Source organism: Candidatus Protochlamydia naegleriophila, assembly GCF_001499655.1.
Lineage (GTDB): Bacteria > Chlamydiota > Chlamydiia > Chlamydiales > Parachlamydiaceae > Protochlamydia > Protochlamydia naegleriophila.
The window spans coordinates 1,579,671-1,597,646 of the sequence record NZ_LN879502.1 but is presented as its reverse complement, the minus strand read 5'-3'; the positions used below and the strand labels follow the sequence as shown (position 1 = coordinate 1,597,646).

Below are 17,976 nucleotides of genomic sequence, written 5' to 3'. Positions count from 1 at the left end.
TGATCCGTTAGCAAGAAGGATTAAAGTCTTTTGGTTAACTTTGTGAAAAGAGCCGTGTCTTATTTTGCTTCTTTAATGTTGGTTTTTTGCAAGATGCGTGAAAAAATTCGTTCCATGCGCGTCTGCTTGACCTGTCCTTCTCCGTGATGAGACTTGCCGTTGGCAACTTCGTGGAGATTTTCAATGGCAATAAAGGCATTGGAATCTTCACGTAGAATAAGATCTTTAAGTTCGGCTAATTGAAGTCGTTCGGCAATAACGTAAAGAATTTCGCGCTCGTCGCCTGAAAAACCGCCTCGGCCATACATGATCGTCAAACCTAAGCCTAATTCATGCACAATAGCATCAGCAATGGCTTTTGATTTGGAAGAGATGATTAAAACCGATTTGGTTTCATCTAATCCGACGATGACAGAATCCATGATCTTAATCACTACAATGTAAGTGATCAGCGACATGAGTGGGGGGTGCCAATCTTTAAAGACGAATCCCGCAACACCAAAAACAAAGATATTGCAGACTAAAACAACCTGACCAACCGTAAATCCTGTTTTGCGATTGATGATGATTCCAAGGATTTCGGTTCCATCTAAGCATCCACCCTCCCGGATGATGAGTCCAAGACCAATACCCAGAATGGCACCGCCAATGACTACAACTTCTAAGCTGTCTCCCTTAAATTGGATGTGCATCATGTTATTAATGAAAATCATTGAAGCTGCAAATAAGAAGGTAGCCATTAACATGTGAGCAACAAAGACTTTTCCAATAGAGCGATAGGCAAGAACCAGAAAGGGGAGATTGAGAATAATCAGCAGGTAAGGAATCAAGGATTGTCCAAAGACATTTCCTAAAATCATGGCAACGCCGACAATGCCGCCGTCAATTAGGTTGTTGGGAATGAAAAAGACTTCCAATGCAAATGCTGCCAAAAAAGCTCCAAAAGCTATCCAGAAATAGACAAGAATTTGAGATATAACTGAACGTTTTGACGGTTGTGAGGCATGCATATAGAAGCGTCCTTAATGGATGAAAAATTTGAAATTTTACTCGTAAAAGACAGCCAACAAAAGAAGGGATTGCACTTAATCGAAATGAAAAGAATGGGCGCACTATCTTAAAAATAGGACGCGGGAGACGGGGCTCGAACCCGCAACTTCCGGCGTGACAAGCCGGTGCTCTAACCAATTGAACTACTCCCGCATTCTTTGCAAGTGATGGGCGCAACAGGACTCGAACCTATGACCGCCTGTGTGTAAGACAGGAGCTCTACCAACTGAGCTATACGCCCTTGCAAGAAGTTAAAACTATATGTGATTGAGGAATTAATCGCAAGCGCCTTTTCTTGCTGAAATGAAAATACTTTGTAACATTCAAAAGGCTAGGAGTTTATGTTCTGTTTTCTGCTGTCTAAATTTAAGGTGCCATTAAAGATAATCCGGTTTAAACTACTTTTTCTCGCCTTAGAAAGGAGACAAAAGCGAGGGCAAAAGAGGTGATGGGGGAAAAAGGAATGTATCGGACATGGCAAATGGCAGTTTTATTGGCTTTTTCGCTTTTAATGACTGGGTGTAGTCCAAGATCTTTAGAGGATTTTAAGGAAGAGGGGGAAGGAATTACCCGTTCTTTAATCCAAGAGTTGCAAAAGATTCGCTCGCGCGACCAATTGGTCGCATCGACGGGGCGTTTACAGCGTTTATTTGATGAATTGGTCTTGGTTGCGATTGCAGCGCGCGAGTTTCACCATACACATCAAGAGTTGGAAATGATTGAATTGACGCTAACTGATCATGAGCTAAGTGATCGCTTGCGCGTAGAACTCAATCGGATTTATCGCTTTGAAGGGGGAAGGCAAATTATTGAAAAGTGCCAGGAAGCTGCCTTGAATCGGCTGGATGCATGTGAAAAGCGTTTGTGCAAATAGATAGATCTTTTGGCTTCATCGCGGCCTTTCTCTCATACCCTTTTAGGCTAAGTACAAAGCATAACCCAGCTCTAAACATTAGCCTGGAAATAGCTTGGGGTGTTATCATTAGGCTGCATTTTCTACAGCCTAATCCTGCAATTTTTAAAGAGAATTCATCACCCACAAAATGGCTTAAGAAGAGGCAAGAAGCTCTGCCTTAGACCATATTTTGCGATTTTGGCGATGAAAGCATTTGCCCTTTAGCAATTAGGATAGATTGACAAAGCTTTCGAAATTTTGCTTTTCTGCTGCAATATGTTTGTGAGAGGTTAAGTCTCCGATCTGAATGGGAACTGCCGTTGCATAGCCTTTTTTGAGCCACGTAATATCGCAATCGGTTTGTTCGTCAAATTGTGCAAGTTTTGATCCAAGCCAATAGTAAGGATGATTTTCAGCTGGGTGATGACGCTCTTCTGGGTTTTCGGCCCAGTATTCCTTTCCCTGGTTGGTTAAACGAACTCCCTTAATGGGCCCACATTCGCTTTTGGGAAAGTTGACGTTTAAAAATGTCCCGTCTGGGAGGGGATGTTTCAAAGCATAATCGACAATAAGCGCAATAAAGGATTCAACATGTCCAAAAGTAGGATTGAAATAGTCTCCAAGTGAAAATGCGATGCCTGGAATGCCATGCATCACTCCTTCCATTACTGCTGCCACCGTTCCGCTGTACAAGACATTTCGACCCGCATTTGTGCCTCTGTTTATGCCTGACAAAATGAGCTGCGGACGGCGCGGTAAAATGACGTTTAAAGCCAATTTGACGCAATCGGCAGGTGTTCCATTGACGGACCAGGTTGAGGCTTGCAACGTTGCCCATTCGACTTTGGCGATATGCAGTGGATGTCTAACGGTGATGGATAAACTGACTGCCGATTGTTCTCCAGCTGGAGCGACAACTGCAAGATCTGCCATCCCCTGGACAGCCTGCCATAAATGTTTAATGCCTGTGGCATGCACACCATCATCATTTGTAATTAGAATAAAAGGGCGTTCGGTCATGGCTTGAAGTCTCAATTTGTTTACTGGTGATTTAAAAGATTTTACTCTTTTTTTTTGAAGTTTAATAAGAAAGTGATTTATGGAAATAATAAAATGTTTTAATATAATAGTATAGTTCTTTTGATTCACTACGGTTAATCTTTGAGGTTCTATGACTCACTTATCACAGGAGCCAGATCCAGAAAAAGAGACTTATGCTCCAGAAATGGAGAAGCCGCCTACAGAATCACAAATTAAAGTTTGTATGACAATCGAGAGATTGAGAGATCAGATTCACTCGATCCCCGTTCTTATCCATCAAGCCTTGGTGATCGACCAAGCACTTTCCAATCATTTTAAAAGTTTAAAAGATAGCGCAAATGAAGTCATTGTTCAGTTTAATGAACAAAAAGAGAACATTTTAGCGCAATTTGACAGTTTGCTAATGCCTTTGGCCAAAGAGGTGTTAGAAGAGTTAATACGTGATGCGGAGCGTTTGAAGAGTGATTTGGACAATACTCTTTTGAGTATGCAAAAAATGGTCGACATGGATTGGAAAGGGCATGCTTTGTCTTGGATTGAGCTCCATTCCAAATGGCATGACCGGCATGAGTTGAATCAAAGGATATTAAAGCTTGTTTCCGATCGAACTTCTCAGTTGATTGATAAGGATATTCGGGTCATTCAGGATTATCAAACTCAGTCATTATCCCGTATGAGCCAAAAGGATGACGTCTTTAAAAGCGTAGAGAAAAGATTGGCGAAGGCTACCGAAGAGCCCCTCAAGCATCTGGTCGAATTGAAGCGAGGAGTTGAAGAGACGGCTTCCATGAAACAGGCGTCGGAGTGGATTGCTCAACTTCATCGCCAAAGGGAGAGCTGCTTCGACCAAGTGCTCATGAAAATCGATTTAATCGTGAAGGACCTTGTGTTAACCGAAGAGGAATTCGATGTCGATTTATTTAAGGACCTCGAGGAAGAGATGTTTTTTGTTGAGCAGGAGCTTAAGCACATCCATGACTTGTTACCGAAGCTTCACAAGAACGATGAAAAAGAGTTTTTTTTCACAGAGGCTAGGTTAGAGGGCTTAAGAGATCATTTAGAGCAGTTTGACAACCTCTCACTTCCGAGAATTGTAAGAGAGAGGCTGGAGGGTATTTTTCGAGATATAGAAGACACTCTTATTAAGGTCTCCCGGCGGTCGGCATGACATTAATAGATGTATTCGTCTGCTATCTCGCGCTTGTCATGGCCATCTAAGACGTGAAAGGCGCGCAGTTTATTGAGGGTAATCGGAGAAAGTTGGCCAATTGGAATGTAGACAATTTTTTTACCGAATCTGCGTGCAAAGCTTTTTAATTGACTTCTTGGCGGCGAACTGGCGATGTAAACGATCGTAGGTTTAACCGCATAATCGATAGCAGCCATCAAAAGCACTTCTGATTTCGTTCGGCATTCGTAATAGTCAGAATCGTGCCAAATATTGCCCATTCGTCTTGGAGGGTAGGACATCATGAATCCTCCATATTCACAGCGACTAATGCCAGGGCCGATGATGTGATCCGACAAAGAAGTGGCATAAAAAGACATGTCAGATTCTTGCGCGTGTTCGCCAAGCCAGGTTGTACGCCAAGGATACTTCTCTTGAAAGGGCTTTCCCTCTTCTGGCTTATCTTCGTCAAAAATGACGCAAATCGAGCCAACCCCACCGGGGGGCTTTCCCATGGCTTTGACGTATAGTTTTTTTTCATGCCAATGACGAATCGTTTCTTTCGTGTCGACCCCGTCTTCGAGACTGGTTGAAAAGGGGATGGTCCGGGCCGATTCTTCGGTTAAAATTTGACTCCCTTTCTTCTTCAGGAAATTTCCGAATCGTTCGATGGCGATATCTTCTGGCGGATAAGAACAAATGCTGAATGGGCTTGGAGGGCGGAAGCGAATATTTGAGCGGTCTTTGCGCAGGCGAGGAATTGAATCCTTTCTTCCTTTTTCTTTCAGGTGGAATCGAATGCGCTTGCTGGGCCCCCAGACATCTTCGATGGACAAATCAAGCTCAGGCAATCCGTCAATATTTTTAAGATGGGGATAGGCGGTGGCGAGCTCCCATACTTCATAGGCGTAGTTATGATCTACACATCCTTTGGCGGCGCTTAAAATCTTGTAAAGGTCGGGCATAAGCTGACCGCTAACTAAGGCATAGTTGCGCACAAATTTCATGATATTGCGCAAATTGTATCCTGGAAAGGCATTTCCCGTGCTTGACACATACTTATCAGAGGCTTCTTTGTAGAGCTGTAGAATGATTTTCTGTCTGTCCGGGAGGTCTTCTTTGAATAATCTATTGCGACATTGCTCATATCTGTTTGACAGATATCCCCATTCTGACAACACATCACGAGTCGACTCTGGCGTCAACGTACACAATTCAACTACTTCGCGATCGGCATGATAGAGCTCTGGAAAGGAGCGGTTGTCCATGAGCTTCAAAATGTGCGAAAGATGAGCCATTCCTCCGACAAATAAAACCCGATCGTAGCGCAAAGAGAGCTCTTTCAGTCTGCGAGCCATATACGTCTCTCTTTCTTGGTCCAAATGATTGAAGGGACGCCGGCTGTCGCGCCGGATTTGTTCGTAGACTTCGTAGTAGGCCTTCAGCCCAATGCGATGAATGGCATAAGGGTCTGGAATGGGTTCGCGCACATCTGGATAATGGTCGACATCGAGATCGATGCAAAAGGCGGGAACTTGACAGTCAGAGGCACAGCGCAAGGCTTCGAAAATGGGGTCGCAAGGCTCAGCCATAAAATAGACGGGTTCTTTGTCCTGGCTGTACGTAACGATGACGCTGATATCTGGCAAGCGTGATGCTGCGTGGATCATCTTAGTTTGCATGGTTTCTGGAAGCTCGACTGCCACGCAATCGGGCTTAAGGGTGTCAAATGCCAATTTAACCTGGGCTGCCATTTCCATGTTATAGTGAATGATTGGAACGGCGTGGATGCACTCTTTCTGAATATAGAATAGATCGTTAGATACCATGGAACTCTCTTAGATCACGTGAGTTAAAGCTTCATCTCCTAAAGTCATTAAAATAGCTTCCCTTAGGAGATTTTCAACATTGCCACTATTGCCATTTAGACTCTTGATTCTTTTGGCCGCATAGCGAGCTATGTTGATTCCATCCCTGATCGTGTAGTTTTCGTGATGGGCATGTGCTTTTTGCAAGAAATTGACGACATATTCCATGATGTATTCGTCAACGAAGGGAAGATTTTCCCGTAAAATGCGCCGCTCTTCTTCTGCCTCTGGAAAATCGAGGTGGATCTGCGGTTGGAGTCGGCTATGAATGTACTCAGGGATTTCAAATGTTGAGGCATCATCATTCATTGTGACGCAGATGCGAAATTCGGGATGTGCAGATACCTTGAGGCCGGCAACGATTGATTCAATATAGCGACGCGTGTCCAGAAGCGGAGCCAAAGAGGCCCATGATTTTTCGCTCATCCGATTGGCCTCGTCTAAAATGCATACGCCACCTCGAATCATGGCTGTGACAAGAGCCGAAGCAACATAGCGGATTCCGCCGCCTTGGTCGACGACGGGGGTGATCAATAAGTCTTCCGGGCGCGTGTCCATTGTACATTGAAAAATGTAGACGGGCTTGTTAATTTTTTTTGCGGCCGCATAAGCAAGCGTTGTTTTGCCAACTCCAGGTTTGCCGATCAAGCGGGGATTGAGGGGAATGTCGTTTTTGTCGATGACTAACCAAGCTGCGAGTAGCTGTTCGAGGACGTCGCGCTGACCAATCCAATCAAATTTAAATTCATCAGGAAATCCAAGAGAAATTTCAACACCTTGGATTGAAATGCGGCTTTCGTGTTCGCTTGGAAGAGAATAAGTCATCATTACTCCTAATTATGGGGTCGCAGCTTTTTGTGAACCATAGATCAATCCAGCTTTTGCAATATTTTCGCGGGCATTTGGAAAAAGAGCTTCCATTTCATGGAGCAGCTGATCCACTTGCTTGCGCATTGAATTTTGGCCGACTGGGCAGCGGCACATGATCCTTGCAAAACCTTGCTGTTGAGCAAAAGTTCGAATATCTTGTTCAGCTATATAGATCAAAGGACGAATAATTGTCACACCATATTCTTGCATGCGAATCTTAGGTAAATTGCCGGCAAACTCGGCTTTATGGAGCAAATTCATTAAAACAGTTTGCGTATGGTCGTCTCGATGGTGTCCAAACGCAATCGTATCGGCTCCTTGGCTCTTAGCGGCATCAAAAAGGAGGCGGCGTCTTTCCCTGGAACAGCTATAGCACTCAAGCGTTTCAAGTTTTTGAGTTGAAGTGCGCGTGGTAAAGTGAACTTCAAGTTCATCGCAAATGGCACGTAGATAGTCTTCATTGACACCAGCTCCGCAAGAAAACTCGCCTGACACATGGATGGCATGGATGTCGAGTTTGGGAAAACCCCTTCCTGAAATGGCTTTTAATAAGAAGAGGAGTGTTAGACTGTCTTTACCTCCACTTAAGGCGACAGCAATTTTAGACACGTCTTTAAGCATTTCAAAATCAAACAATGCTTTGCGAAATGTGCTTTCTAATTTTTTACCAAGGGTGGTCCATGGTGGGCGGGCAATTGGGATAGTCATACTTATAGTTTTTACAATTGTTTAAAAAAATATGATTAAATTATACTTAGTTTGTTAGATAACGTAAAGTTTTACAATCGTGAATAATAAAAATTCCTAAAAAATTTTTTTGAAACGCTGTAATGCTCAAAAATTTAGATGAATTTAAAGAGATTCACACCTAGCCATGAGAGGATATATGACAACAGAAAAAATCGGAAGAAATGATCCCTGTTTATGCGGATCGGGGAAAAAATATAAGAATTGCTGTATGCAAAAAGAGCAACAGAAACGGACTAGCATGACGCCTACAGGCAAACGCAAATTTACGGCTAAGGTTTTAAGCGGTGGCGGAATAGCCAAAGCGCAGCCTGTAGAGCAAATGCAAGAAAAGCAAAAACCGGCAGTAGATTATACAAGTTTGATGGAGCGCTCATTCGGTTCTGCCATTCACACCGATGAGAAGCCGCCAGTTCCTGCAAGTTCTGAGCAATATATAGTGAAAGAAAACGAAAATAGCGAAAAATAGATCGAATAAAAATCACCTCCACGGGTATTTTTGGAGGTGATTTCTGGATTATTTTTATTTTTTTTAACAAAATTGTTGTGAAAAAAAAAGACCTTTTGCTATAAATATCCCTTCAAACGCTGGCATAGCTCAACTGGTAGAGCACCCGACTTGTAATCGGACGGTTGTGGGTTCAAGTCCTACTGCCAGCATTTGTTTCCCATAAGGGGGTGTCGCATAGTGGCAATTGCAAGGGACTGTAAATCCCTCGACTCACGTCTCCGCTGGTTCGAGTCCAGCCGCCCCCATTCCCTCATAATCAAAGACTTATATACAGTTGCTAATCAGAAAAAAATTTTGATAGACACTTTTTGTCCAACCCCTGTCCAACTTTTCTGCTACACTATCGATTGAATAAATTAGTTTAGAAATAAAGGAGGATAAAGGCCAACTGATTTTTCCTCCAATCGACTTATAAACTAATAAAATCGATGAAATTCAAAAGGAATTAACCAATCTAAGTTGCCGGTTACATCCCAATATCATCCAATAGTTGCGCTTGTCGTTTTTCAAGAAAAAATGATTCTAGTAGTTTGGTGTCCTGGAGGTCAAACGAGGCCTTATCAAGCGCCTAACACATTAGGTAAGAATGCAGCCTATTCATATTTTATAAGACGCAATTCTACTACTGTTAAGGCTCAGACAAAAGATATTCAACGAATGATTAAAGAAGGGGCATTAAAATACTTATTCCCTGAGGATAAGGATTCTCCTAATTAAGCAATAAAAGTGACAGGAATTGATGGCCTTAATGAAGATCCGCTTTCTTTTGAAGTTTTCGATAATGGTGAACTTGTTGGTGCCATTTTTGTACAGTTATTCTAGAAGCAGCTTCACATCACGTATCTTTTCGTAGAAGAAAGCTATCGCGGACAGGGTATTGCACGTCGATTAATGAATCATGCAGTGGAGCCGGAAAAAAACGAAGATGTTAATTTGCTTTTGTGGAAACGATGAGTTTTCAAGCCCCAGAGTTTTATCAAAAAATGGACTTCAAGATTGAATTTTCAAGGCGCGATTCGCGAACTTTTTGAAGAAACTTCGATTTCGATTGACTCTTCACAAATTCAGTCGGTTGGATCTCTTTATATTCGAAAACCAGAAATTGATTATGTCTACCATTTATTCCGTATTAAAGTAGCTATAAGACCAGAAGTTCGACTGTCTTCGAAACATCAAGAATATCGATGGGTTTCATCTGAGGAAATGGAGATGATACCTATTATGATTGGTGGTCAAGAAGCCTATGCACATTATCGAAGACTGACAGTCAAAAAACGTATAGGCGCCAGTGTCAATGCTTATCTAATTTTGAAACAAGAAGACAAAATTTTGCTGCATTTAAGAAGAAATACAGGTTATTGCGATGAGAGGAAATTGGGATTCCGATCGAACCATTAAAACTAAAAGTTGTTCACGTGATGCACCGAAAAACCAACCGACTTAATGTAGATATCTTTTTCGAATGTGCTTCGTGGAAAGGTAGTATCATGAATAAAGAACCTAATAAATGTGAGCGCATAGACCTTTTCTCATTGGATTCATTACCTGTAAATATGGTGGATTATAATGCTACGGCCTTAAAAGCTGTTATGGAAGGGAATTTTTATTCATAATCTGGGTGGATGCAATGATTTTAAAAAAATAATTTTATTTTATTCGTCATAGACAAACAGATCATAATATTTCAACAGAAGACAAAGTTGATCTCCCAGCTCATATCACTTGCGAAATAGAAGAGCTTGGTGAGTATTCTGGCCTAATATGGAAAGAGGACTTATCTAGAAGCCAAAGATCCGGTACGAAATTTCATGATTCAAGTACTCAAAGGGGTAAATCAAGCATTCGCACAAAATGCCCCAGTACTGATTGCTGCGCATGGAGGTGTGCATTGGGCGTGGAGGTAAACTGTGAATGGGCTATTGACAATTGTATCCCTGTTCATTTCATTGTTGAACATGGACAATAGGGGGCCCGAAGGCTTATATGAATAGCAAACATCACACAATAGCATGGTTGAGCAGGATGCAGGCGCAAAGTATGTTGGTGAAATAGTATTAGGCACTAAACCGCTCTTGGTTATCCAGAAACAGGAAATACTAATCAATCAGCCTTGCATTCACAGCCTTGCATTCAGATTTGGTTTGCGACCTTAGAAAAGATGGCATAGTATAAGCAGATAATGAAAAAAAATTTGAGAATGGAATATATCTACAAAATGATTGGCCTTCATAAGCTTATTTATTTTCAATCCTAATAAAACCTAGGGAGTTATTGCCTGAAATACGAGAAAATAAAATCATTAACTAACTCAAAAACATTGCTTTGACTCAACTTATCCGTATCCACAATCAAATCATAATCTTCAAAGTCAATCTTTGTTGATGAAAGAGCAGCTTCTAAATCGCTTTCAGTTCCTTGGTAACAACCTGATATAGGTTTCCGAGTTTTGATTCTCTCTCTAAGAGTTGCCTCAGATGCGTTTAAAAATATTTTCACTGTTGAATAGTGAGAATTGTTTTCTCTTAATAGTTTCCCCATTTCCGCTATTCGTCTAGAATGTGAATTTGCGTCTAAGATAATATTTGAGTTGATTTTTAGAGATTTCTTAACGAGATTATCAGATATATTGCTTACATATTTTGAAAAGTCTGATGAAACTTTTATTCCTCTATCAAAAAGGCTTTGACGAATGGAATCAGTTGAAATAACATTGGTATCATATATTTCTTTAATGCGTGTTATTAAGGATGACTTTCCAGAGCCTTGAAATCCACCAATTAAAATCAAAATAGACTGTTTTTGAGTCCTGGCTTTAAAATTATTTTTAAACTCATGGGTAATTTCTTGTTCCAGTTCAGAGCTATAACTATTTTCTTCGATGGAGGAAGATATTAATGATGTCGAGCAGCTAAGAGCTGAAAACAATAAAAAAATCCTAAAAAATATAATCACTTAACATATTGAAAAATAAGAAATTGCTGTAGATGATTTTATCCTTGCTGCTCGATAATTGCAATACTCCATCTTGCCATGGAATGAAAAGAACTCATTTCAGCAAATTTCAGATAATTTATTCGTGAAAAATGTGAAAATAAATTTATGATTTTCCCAATCAAAAGTTCTGAATGCGTCCAACCCGTTCAATGGGGAGCATCTAGGGGAGAGCATCTAATGGTTATTTTTGAGATTAATGGATAAACTCAATGAGAAGGCAAAATTTTTACTTAAGAGTCTAATCAAATAATTTAAATTTGTCTATTTTTAGGATAGGCTCCTAGTAACAAAAATTCCAACCCATGATCGCTTTTTTGAAAAGCTTCTTTTAGTTAAATCTATTAATTTATGAATATATAGCTTTGATTTGAACTGATTTTATGAGCGTTAGCAAGTGAAATTCATCCAAACTCCAGAAATGGAGTTTTTTTAATACTTAATTATTTAAACAATTTGTATAGTTAACTTTCTGCATATGGGTTTTAAATTGCCCTTTTTTCTACATATGCATTTGCTAAAATTTCCTTTCTTGCTACGTTCTTTTTTTGGAAAAAAGATCGAAGATATGCACTGGCTGAAATAGAAATGGAATTCTAGAATGCAAACGAAAGATGAAAATATTGAAACCTTACGAGGACTAGCAATCCTCTTAGTTGTGATCGGTCACGCCATTGGAGCCTCTCGAGAGTATGGGTTGAAGATCTCCGATGACTCCTATTATCGTTTCGCCTATTTTTCCCTGCAATATTTGCGGCTGCCTCTTTTTACAACCATTGCAGGATTCGTCTATGCACTTAAACCAGTGCGACAAGGAGAGCTATACAAGTTTATCGTTGGCAAGGGGCGCCGCATCTTAGTGCCCTTCTTTTGCGTGGGAACGTTGCAATTTATCATCGTTAGCGTCGTGCCTTATGTCCATCATCCAACCAACTTCAGCAGTCTTTGGTCAATATATTTCTATCCTTATGCGCAATTTTGGTTTTTACAGGCTCTTACGCTAATGCTGATAACGATTGGCTGCGTAGAAAATAGGATCCCTTTGAACTCATTTTGTTTATGGGCGCTTTGCTTTGCAGCAGCATTTTTAGTCAATTCATTTCCGCTGCATGTGAAACTTTTTAGTTTCACTAATTTTCTCTATCTCTTTCCATTTTTTTTGCTTGGCATAGGTTTAAAGAGATTTGCCACCATTTTTTTTCAGTGGCAGCGCATCTTTCCACTCTTTTTTATCTTCTTGATGAGCTTTACATTTCAGCAGCTGACATGGTTCAAAGTGGTTGATTTTCAATATTTTTTATCTTATCGTTTAAATCTCATCGAAGGCTTTTCAGGGATGATATGTCTCTTTTACATCAAAAGCCAACTCAAGCTCAAATGGCTCGCTTATATTGGAAACTTTGCCTATTCTATTTTCTTATTTCACACTTTTTTTACCTCAGGAAGCCGCATTATTTTGCAACAAATGGGGGTTGCTGACCATTTTCCGCTTTTCGCGATTTCAGTACTGCTAGGCATTTTGCTACCCATCTTAACCGAGAAGGTATTAAGAAAGAATTCCTATACACGATTTTTTTTCTTGGGCCAAAAATTTGGTTGGCAGGAGTCAGCTCACGAAACGGAAAAATTTGCACGTTAAGAAACATTATTTCTTTAATAATCCAAATTTATTAACTTCCGAATTTTTCCTGTTTCGTGAGCTGACCCCTGCAAAATAGGTTAGAGTGTAGTTTGTTTGAGTGCAAAGAAGAAATTGGCTGGCCAGGAAGACGGCTTTCGCGAATTGCAATACTCCATACTTGCCATGGAATGAAAAGAACTTATTTCAACAAATTTCAGATAATTTATTCGTGAAAAATGTATAAATAAGTTTATGACTTTCTCAGTCAAAGTTCTGAATAGGTGCAATTGCTCCACTTTTCACTCCATTCCTTCCAACATTAGCCAAATTTATATGTGAGTCCAACTCCGACAGAGTGGCTATAGAAAAGACAGCTTCCCTGATGGAATTTGTATTCCAGAGTAATCTTTGCATTGCGGAAGATTGGATAAGCTAATCCAGTCATCAATTGCCAAGAAAAATGGTTCCATTTTTGCTTAAAAACAATACGAGAATTTGACGAATGCATTTGTTGGAAATCATAACCAATGCCAGCTCCAATAAAAGGCTGAATATTACAAAATGCGCATCCCAAAGAAGATAAAGACAAATCCCATAATAGGTTGGCCATACACGAAGACCCTTGGAAATATCCATGCTTGGAAGAATCTTCTCCAAAGAAATGGATTTTCCTTATAGCATTTCTTCTATAAGCATATTCACCTTCCAAACGCAAGCCATTACGCCAACAATACCCCAAATAACCCGCAATAATATACCCTGTTTGATATGTAGATTTATTTCTATTGATTGTTGTATTTTGCAGAAAATTAGCACCTGTCAAAAATTTGCCATAGAAATTCGCCTTATTAACATAGCAGTTGCCCTCATAATAGCAGAAGTCTTGAACTCTCCCTTCTTGAGCTTGTGTATGAGCTACTATGAAAAAAAAGAGTGGCATTAAAAGAAATAAAATATTTTTTTTCATTTTGATTGTTTCACTGTTATTTTCATTTACGTAAGACATGTTTTAGGATTTTACTAGTCCGTAATCCGATCATCATAGCTGGTGCTGTAGTATTAATGTCAGGAATCACCGGACAGATAGAGTTATCCGCTACAAAAACGTTCTTTGTGCCATAAACACGTGTGTTGCCATCTACAACACCTCCAGCGTCCAGGGGTGCCATTTTACAATGAGATACAAAGTGGTGTATATCTAGTGATAGATTGCTGTTGTTTTTCACGTACTGCTCAACCACTTCGTCATTATAATTGGAAAGGATGACTAAGTTGATCGGATCACTTAAAATAGGTCTAAAGTAAGGCGATGGAAATGGGTACAAGATATTTAGTTGCTCTAAGAGAGCGCGAATATAGACCGAGACAGCACTTTTCATATTCGCGAGATCTAAAGGATCTTGGTAAAAACCGTCGTCCGCTGCGGCTATCTGAAACGGGTTATCACTTTGAATTGTGACACTACCTTCACTCAGTGGATTCAAAAGGTCAAATCCAATCGCTAATAGTGGAGGTGTCTTTTCGGTAGCAGGTATGTATTCGAACAAGATCTGCAGCATTCGTGGGTCGTTGGCATTACCACCTACGACAGGCAAGTAGACATTATTGATAGTAAATGCATACGGAGCTCCAGATGGTATGCCACTAAGTTTTGGATCCGCTAACATTGTAATAAAGATGAGCGGGTGGTTTTGGAGATGTTTTCCTACGTTCTCATTAATGAAAACGGGTTTAATCCCTGCATTCTTCAAGACTTGAGACGGACCTATGCCTGAAAGCTGTAACAGTTTGCTACTGTTGATCCCGCTTGTCAAAACAACGGCTTTCCGAGCTTTTGCTTGAAAGATTTGACCATCTTTTACATATCTTACTTTTTTGGCCCGTCCATGTTTGTCGAATATTATTTTCACAGCTACCGAATCGAAGAGCATAAACAGTTTGTGTCCATTAACTCCTTGACCTTCTGGCGTCATAACTCTGCTATTTAAATAGGCTGTTGCGCTGCTCACTCGTTTTGTACCGGTAGGGTCAATAAACCATTGTGCACGAGGGTCGATGCAGTTCTGTACACCTGGGCTATTATAGTCCGCTACTATTGGAAGAAAAGGAAACGCTGCTTGTGATGCAGGTAATAGGACTTGCGATGTTACCTGCGACATTGTAGGTGTCTGTAGCACATTGACAGCACCGTTAGCTCCTCGTGCTCTTGGTGTAACTGCCAATCCTTGGTAGTTTTCAAGGGCCTTGAAGGTTTTCAGAATGTTATCTAGACTCCAATTGGCGCTGCCGGAAACTTCTTCCCATCGCGAATACATGGTATTCGAGCCTCGGCCATAGTATAATCCATTAATTGATGAGCCTCCGCCCAATAGCATTCCTGTTGTCCAATCACTTGTTCGCCCATTGAGTCCTGGCATTGGTAAGGATTGAGTCCATCCAGGCCAAAAATACTGGGCCCTTCCTGTCGCAGGCAATAGAAATGCTGGGAGGCCCACTTGCTGTATTGCTGGATCATTTGTTAAATTTAGTCCCCCTTCTATTCCTAATACTGAAAAGAGACCATTCTCCGATAACTCGCTCATCAGTATGCAACCTGCTGCACCACCACCTATTACTATGATATCAGCCTCTAATTCATTTCCCGACATTCTGCATTTATAAGGAGAACTTTGATCGGCAAAAAGATTAATTGTAGCAGTTACTAAAGCGAGAATAATAAATTTTATTTTCACAGTTGATTCCTCCCGGCCCACTTTTCAAGAGGACTATCATTAGAAAGTGTTTTGTTGTCAAAAGAAAATTTTTTGTTGTCAAATTTTATGAGCTACACAATTGAATAATTTTAGAGAATTGGCGTAAAATGGTGCTGCTAAATCGAAATAGGCCAATTTCAGTTTGTTAGCATTCATTCTTATCATGCGATCTTTACCACTGTATTTCACAAGCCTTAGAGTTATCTTAACCAGTTAAAAGTTCTGCGTCCAACGGCCCCCAAACCTTTTCTAGAGCCTTTTCTTCACACAGTCTAGTTAGCTTAAATCCCGCAACGGGACGCTAATGGGACGGTTTTTTTAACTTTTTTCAATCAATTTTTTTATTCATCATTTGCAACTTATTAAAAAAAAGAGATGCCATCTGCTATTGTTGAATTTATAGCAGAGTTAAGAAGCTATCAAATGAGTTAGCTCGAGTATAGCTTTTAGGTATAAAATAGCCGTTTGAAAGCGATTTGCTTTACGTAACTGTACTGATGATTTTGAGAGGGTGTAATGTGATTTTTTGAAAAAAAGACTAAAAAATTTTTTGAGTGTTTTTTTTAATTAAAAATACTTTATAAGGGTTCGAAAGTTAACATGGAGAGACTATGAGCCATCTTAGATCATTGTTTTTTGCAGCAAATCTTTGTTTCTTAACAAATGCTGTTTGTGCTGAAGATTGTAATAAAGAAAAACTTCAAGAAGCTCTCGAAGCCTTTAATAGTGCGCCGGAGAACTTTAATCTTCTGATCAAGAAAGAAGCCCTCGATGGAAGAGAAATTTCTTTATATTACTTGCCAGAACACAATTTGATTTTAAAACAGCAGATGAATGCCGAAGGGGAAGTCAAAAAAAATACCGCCTATTTGCTTGATGAAGATAAAACGGCGATTCAGGCAGTTTCAAATCCTTATGACAATATTGATTCTACATATATTGAAATCAACGAAAATATTGATTCTTCATTTATTGAAGTTAATGAGAATGGTTTGCATAAGTTGGAACAATACTTTCATCCACATGGCTCTTGCGGGGGGAGTAACGGGGCAACAGGTCCAACAGGCCCTGCAGGGGCAATAGGACCGACGGGACCGGCCGGGATACCAGGCCCTGCTGGGCTTCCAGGGGCGATAGGTCCTACCGGAGCTACTGGAACTAGTGGGCCTACAGGAGCAACTGGAGCTCCAGGGGTAGCTGGCGCCGGCGCAATCATTCCTTATGCTTCTGGCACACCTATTGTCATGACTTCCATTGCTGGTGGTTTGGTGGGAACAGGATCCACATTAGGTTTTGGAGGTTCTTTAACCGGTGTTACGCTCACAGGTGGGCTTATCGATCAAACGCTGATCAATGATTTCGCCTTTTCGATGCCGCGCGATGGAACAATCACTTCCATTTCGGCTGATTTCTCTAACACAGTCGCTTTATCCTTAGTGGGCACTACTGTCACGATTACAGCGCAACTGTACAGTTCTCCAACACCTAACAATACCTTTGCTCCTGTTCCTGGTGCGCTTGTCACTTTAACCCCTCCATTAACAGGCGTAGTAGCTATTGGTACTATTAGCAGCGGCATTACGACTGGTTTGAGCATACCTGTGACTGCACAAACGCGTTTGCTGATGGTATACACCATTACAGCAACCGGGGTCACGCTTATCAACACTGTGACGGGTTTTGCGAGTGCTGGTGTGACAATTAACTAATTCTCTGCTTGTTTAGGATCAGCATAGCACGTCTAAGCCTATGATAATGGCTTTAGGCGTGCTTTTTTTTAAGAGCTAATAGATTATCTAAATTGCGGTTCTGTGAAGAAGTCTTGCTAAGGGGCGTGTAGTATTGATTATTATAGAAATAACCTTCGATCCCGTTTATTGGAACTTGAATGCTGCGCTATCAGAGAAAATGATGAATGAAAAGAAGTGCAAGTAGACAGCAAAATCTCTGCATTAATTCTGAATCCCTGCTTTATAGAAAGGAGTAAAGCCAACTGTCCTAAGTAATTGGCAATCAGTTGCTATTCAAGCTCTTCTTGTTCTTTATCTCGCTACCCACAGTTCGCTAATCGCTCAGTATGGGCTCTAAAATCAGCCGGCCTAAAGGCCTCTCACAACATCTGCATCCAAGCACAGACTGCTTGATGGAAATCAATCAAGCTTAATTATTCCTATCCAAGCCCGCTTTTTGTTAACGTCTATAAAGTAAAATGAACGCGTATTTTTTAGAGGCCTTTAGGCCGACTGATTTTAGAGCCCCCAGTAAGCGATTAGCGATCTCGATCTATGTTTCGAGGGGGATGCCCAATTGAAGCATTTCTTGGATGGCTTTAAGATATCTAAATGACACAGAATTATATATTGTTCAATTATAAGGATATGCGAAAGTTGGCTTTACCCCTATTTTGCTTAATAGCTGATATTTCCATAGATCATTCGAAAGCTGACATGCTCATGAACTT

16 protein-coding genes and 4 tRNA genes are annotated in these 17,976 nt (G+C 40.6%); 10 read left to right on the top strand and 10 right to left on the bottom strand.

Features of this window, described 5'->3' with window-relative positions; translation table 11 throughout:
* Nucleotides 1–59: 59 nt before the first annotated feature.
* The 3 genes from PNK_RS06685 to PNK_RS06675 all read right to left on the bottom strand — a co-directional run bounded on the left by PNK_RS06685 (nucleotide 60) and on the right by PNK_RS06675 (nucleotide 1,291).
* Nucleotides 60–1,010, bottom strand: a complete 951-nt coding sequence (locus PNK_RS06685) for a YitT family protein (protein WP_032125690.1) — start codon at nucleotides 1,008–1,010, stop codon at nucleotides 60–62.
* A gap of 119 nt (nucleotides 1,011–1,129) precedes the next feature.
* A tRNA-Asp gene (locus PNK_RS06680) sits at nucleotides 1,130–1,203 on the bottom strand.
* 15 nt (nucleotides 1,204–1,218) lie between these two features.
* Nucleotides 1,219–1,291, bottom strand: a tRNA-Val gene (locus tag PNK_RS06675).
* Between the two features lie 222 nt (nucleotides 1,292–1,513).
* Here PNK_RS06675 and PNK_RS06670 point away from each other — a divergent pair.
* On the top strand, nucleotides 1,514–1,924 hold the full coding sequence (locus PNK_RS06670; protein ID WP_158021734.1) for a hypothetical protein: 411 nt from the start codon (nucleotides 1,514–1,516) through the stop codon (nucleotides 1,922–1,924).
* Between the two features lie 249 nt (nucleotides 1,925–2,173).
* On the opposite strand, the gene surE is transcribed toward PNK_RS06670, so the two are convergent.
* The gene (gene surE, locus PNK_RS06660) at nucleotides 2,174–2,965 is read right to left on the bottom strand and encodes a 5'/3'-nucleotidase SurE (protein WP_059062373.1); all 792 of its coding nucleotides are present in this window, start codon (nucleotides 2,963–2,965) and stop codon (nucleotides 2,174–2,176) included.
* Nucleotides 2,966–3,116: 151 nt separating this feature from the next.
* Between surE and PNK_RS06655 the strand changes: the two genes are divergently transcribed.
* Nucleotides 3,117–4,154 carry a hypothetical protein gene (locus PNK_RS06655; RefSeq protein WP_059061118.1) on the top strand — a complete coding sequence of 346 codons (1,038 nt, stop codon included), beginning with the start codon at nucleotides 3,117–3,119 and terminating at the stop codon, nucleotides 4,152–4,154.
* Between the two features lie 2 nt (nucleotides 4,155–4,156).
* Here PNK_RS06655 and PNK_RS06650 read toward each other — a convergent pair whose 3' ends face one another.
* Genes PNK_RS06650 through PNK_RS06640 form a run of 3 tightly spaced genes read right to left on the bottom strand, consistent with a single transcriptional unit; the run spans nucleotide 4,157 to nucleotide 7,600 of the window.
* On the bottom strand, nucleotides 4,157–5,983 hold the full coding sequence (locus PNK_RS06650; protein WP_059061116.1) for a TraB/GumN family protein: 1,827 nt from the start codon (nucleotides 5,981–5,983) through the stop codon (nucleotides 4,157–4,159).
* Nucleotides 5,984–5,992: 9 nt separating this feature from the next.
* Complete coding sequence (locus PNK_RS06645) at nucleotides 5,993–6,847, bottom strand: AAA family ATPase (protein ID WP_032125685.1); 855 nt, start codon at nucleotides 6,845–6,847, stop codon at nucleotides 5,993–5,995.
* Between the two features lie 12 nt (nucleotides 6,848–6,859).
* Nucleotides 6,860–7,600, bottom strand: a complete 741-nt coding sequence (locus PNK_RS06640) for a tRNA lysidine(34) synthetase (RefSeq protein ID WP_032125684.1) — start codon at nucleotides 7,598–7,600, stop codon at nucleotides 6,860–6,862.
* 178 nt (nucleotides 7,601–7,778) lie between these two features.
* On the opposite strand from PNK_RS06640, the gene PNK_RS06635 reads away from it, so the two are divergent.
* The 6 genes from PNK_RS06635 (at nucleotide 7,779) to PNK_RS13890 (ending at nucleotide 9,763) form a co-directional block, all read left to right on the top strand.
* Nucleotides 7,779–8,108, top strand: a complete 330-nt coding sequence (locus PNK_RS06635; RefSeq protein WP_059061114.1) for an SEC-C metal-binding domain-containing protein — start codon at nucleotides 7,779–7,781, stop codon at nucleotides 8,106–8,108.
* A gap of 118 nt (nucleotides 8,109–8,226) precedes the next feature.
* A tRNA-Thr gene (locus PNK_RS06630) sits at nucleotides 8,227–8,299 on the top strand.
* A gap of 14 nt (nucleotides 8,300–8,313) precedes the next feature.
* Nucleotides 8,314–8,395 (top strand) — tRNA-Tyr (locus PNK_RS06625).
* Nucleotides 8,396–8,984: 589 nt separating this feature from the next.
* A complete protein-coding gene (locus PNK_RS13760; RefSeq protein WP_079992949.1) occupies nucleotides 8,985–9,104 on the top strand; it encodes a GNAT family N-acetyltransferase in 120 nt (39 codons plus the stop codon).
* A gap of 42 nt (nucleotides 9,105–9,146) precedes the next feature.
* Nucleotides 9,147–9,548 (top strand): NUDIX domain-containing protein, encoded by a 402-nt coding sequence (locus tag PNK_RS13755; RefSeq protein WP_051981991.1) that lies wholly within the window; start codon nucleotides 9,147–9,149, stop codon nucleotides 9,546–9,548.
* Between the two features lie 89 nt (nucleotides 9,549–9,637).
* Complete coding sequence (locus PNK_RS13890; protein ID WP_269446510.1) at nucleotides 9,638–9,763, top strand: NUDIX hydrolase; 126 nt, start codon at nucleotides 9,638–9,640, stop codon at nucleotides 9,761–9,763.
* 655 nt (nucleotides 9,764–10,418) lie between these two features.
* Here PNK_RS13890 and PNK_RS06605 read toward each other — a convergent pair.
* Nucleotides 10,419–11,075, bottom strand: a complete 657-nt coding sequence (locus PNK_RS06605) for a P-loop nucleotide/nucleoside kinase family protein (protein WP_032125681.1) — start codon at nucleotides 11,073–11,075, stop codon at nucleotides 10,419–10,421.
* A gap of 667 nt (nucleotides 11,076–11,742) precedes the next feature.
* Between PNK_RS06605 and PNK_RS06600 the strand changes: the two genes are divergently transcribed.
* The gene (locus tag PNK_RS06600; RefSeq protein ID WP_059061109.1) at nucleotides 11,743–12,780 is read left to right on the top strand and encodes an acyltransferase family protein; all 1,038 of its coding nucleotides are present in this window, start codon (nucleotides 11,743–11,745) and stop codon (nucleotides 12,778–12,780) included.
* A 301-nt stretch (nucleotides 12,781–13,081) separates the two neighbouring features.
* Here the strand turns inward: PNK_RS06600 and PNK_RS06595 are convergent, their stop codons facing one another.
* Nucleotides 13,082–13,768 (bottom strand): outer membrane protein, encoded by a 687-nt coding sequence (locus PNK_RS06595; RefSeq protein ID WP_079992845.1) that lies wholly within the window; start codon nucleotides 13,766–13,768, stop codon nucleotides 13,082–13,084.
* Complete coding sequence (locus PNK_RS06590) at nucleotides 13,752–15,494, bottom strand: GMC family oxidoreductase (RefSeq protein ID WP_032125678.1); 1,743 nt, start codon at nucleotides 15,492–15,494, stop codon at nucleotides 13,752–13,754. Before PNK_RS06590 ends, PNK_RS06595 begins: the two co-directional genes overlap by 17 nt.
* Before the next feature lie 632 nt (nucleotides 15,495–16,126).
* On the opposite strand from PNK_RS06590, the gene PNK_RS13885 reads away from it, so the two are divergent.
* The gene (locus tag PNK_RS13885) at nucleotides 16,127–17,224 is read left to right on the top strand and encodes an exosporium glycoprotein BclB-related protein (RefSeq protein WP_079992844.1); all 1,098 of its coding nucleotides are present in this window, start codon (nucleotides 16,127–16,129) and stop codon (nucleotides 17,222–17,224) included.
* The last annotated feature ends 752 nt before the right edge of the window (nucleotides 17,225–17,976 follow it).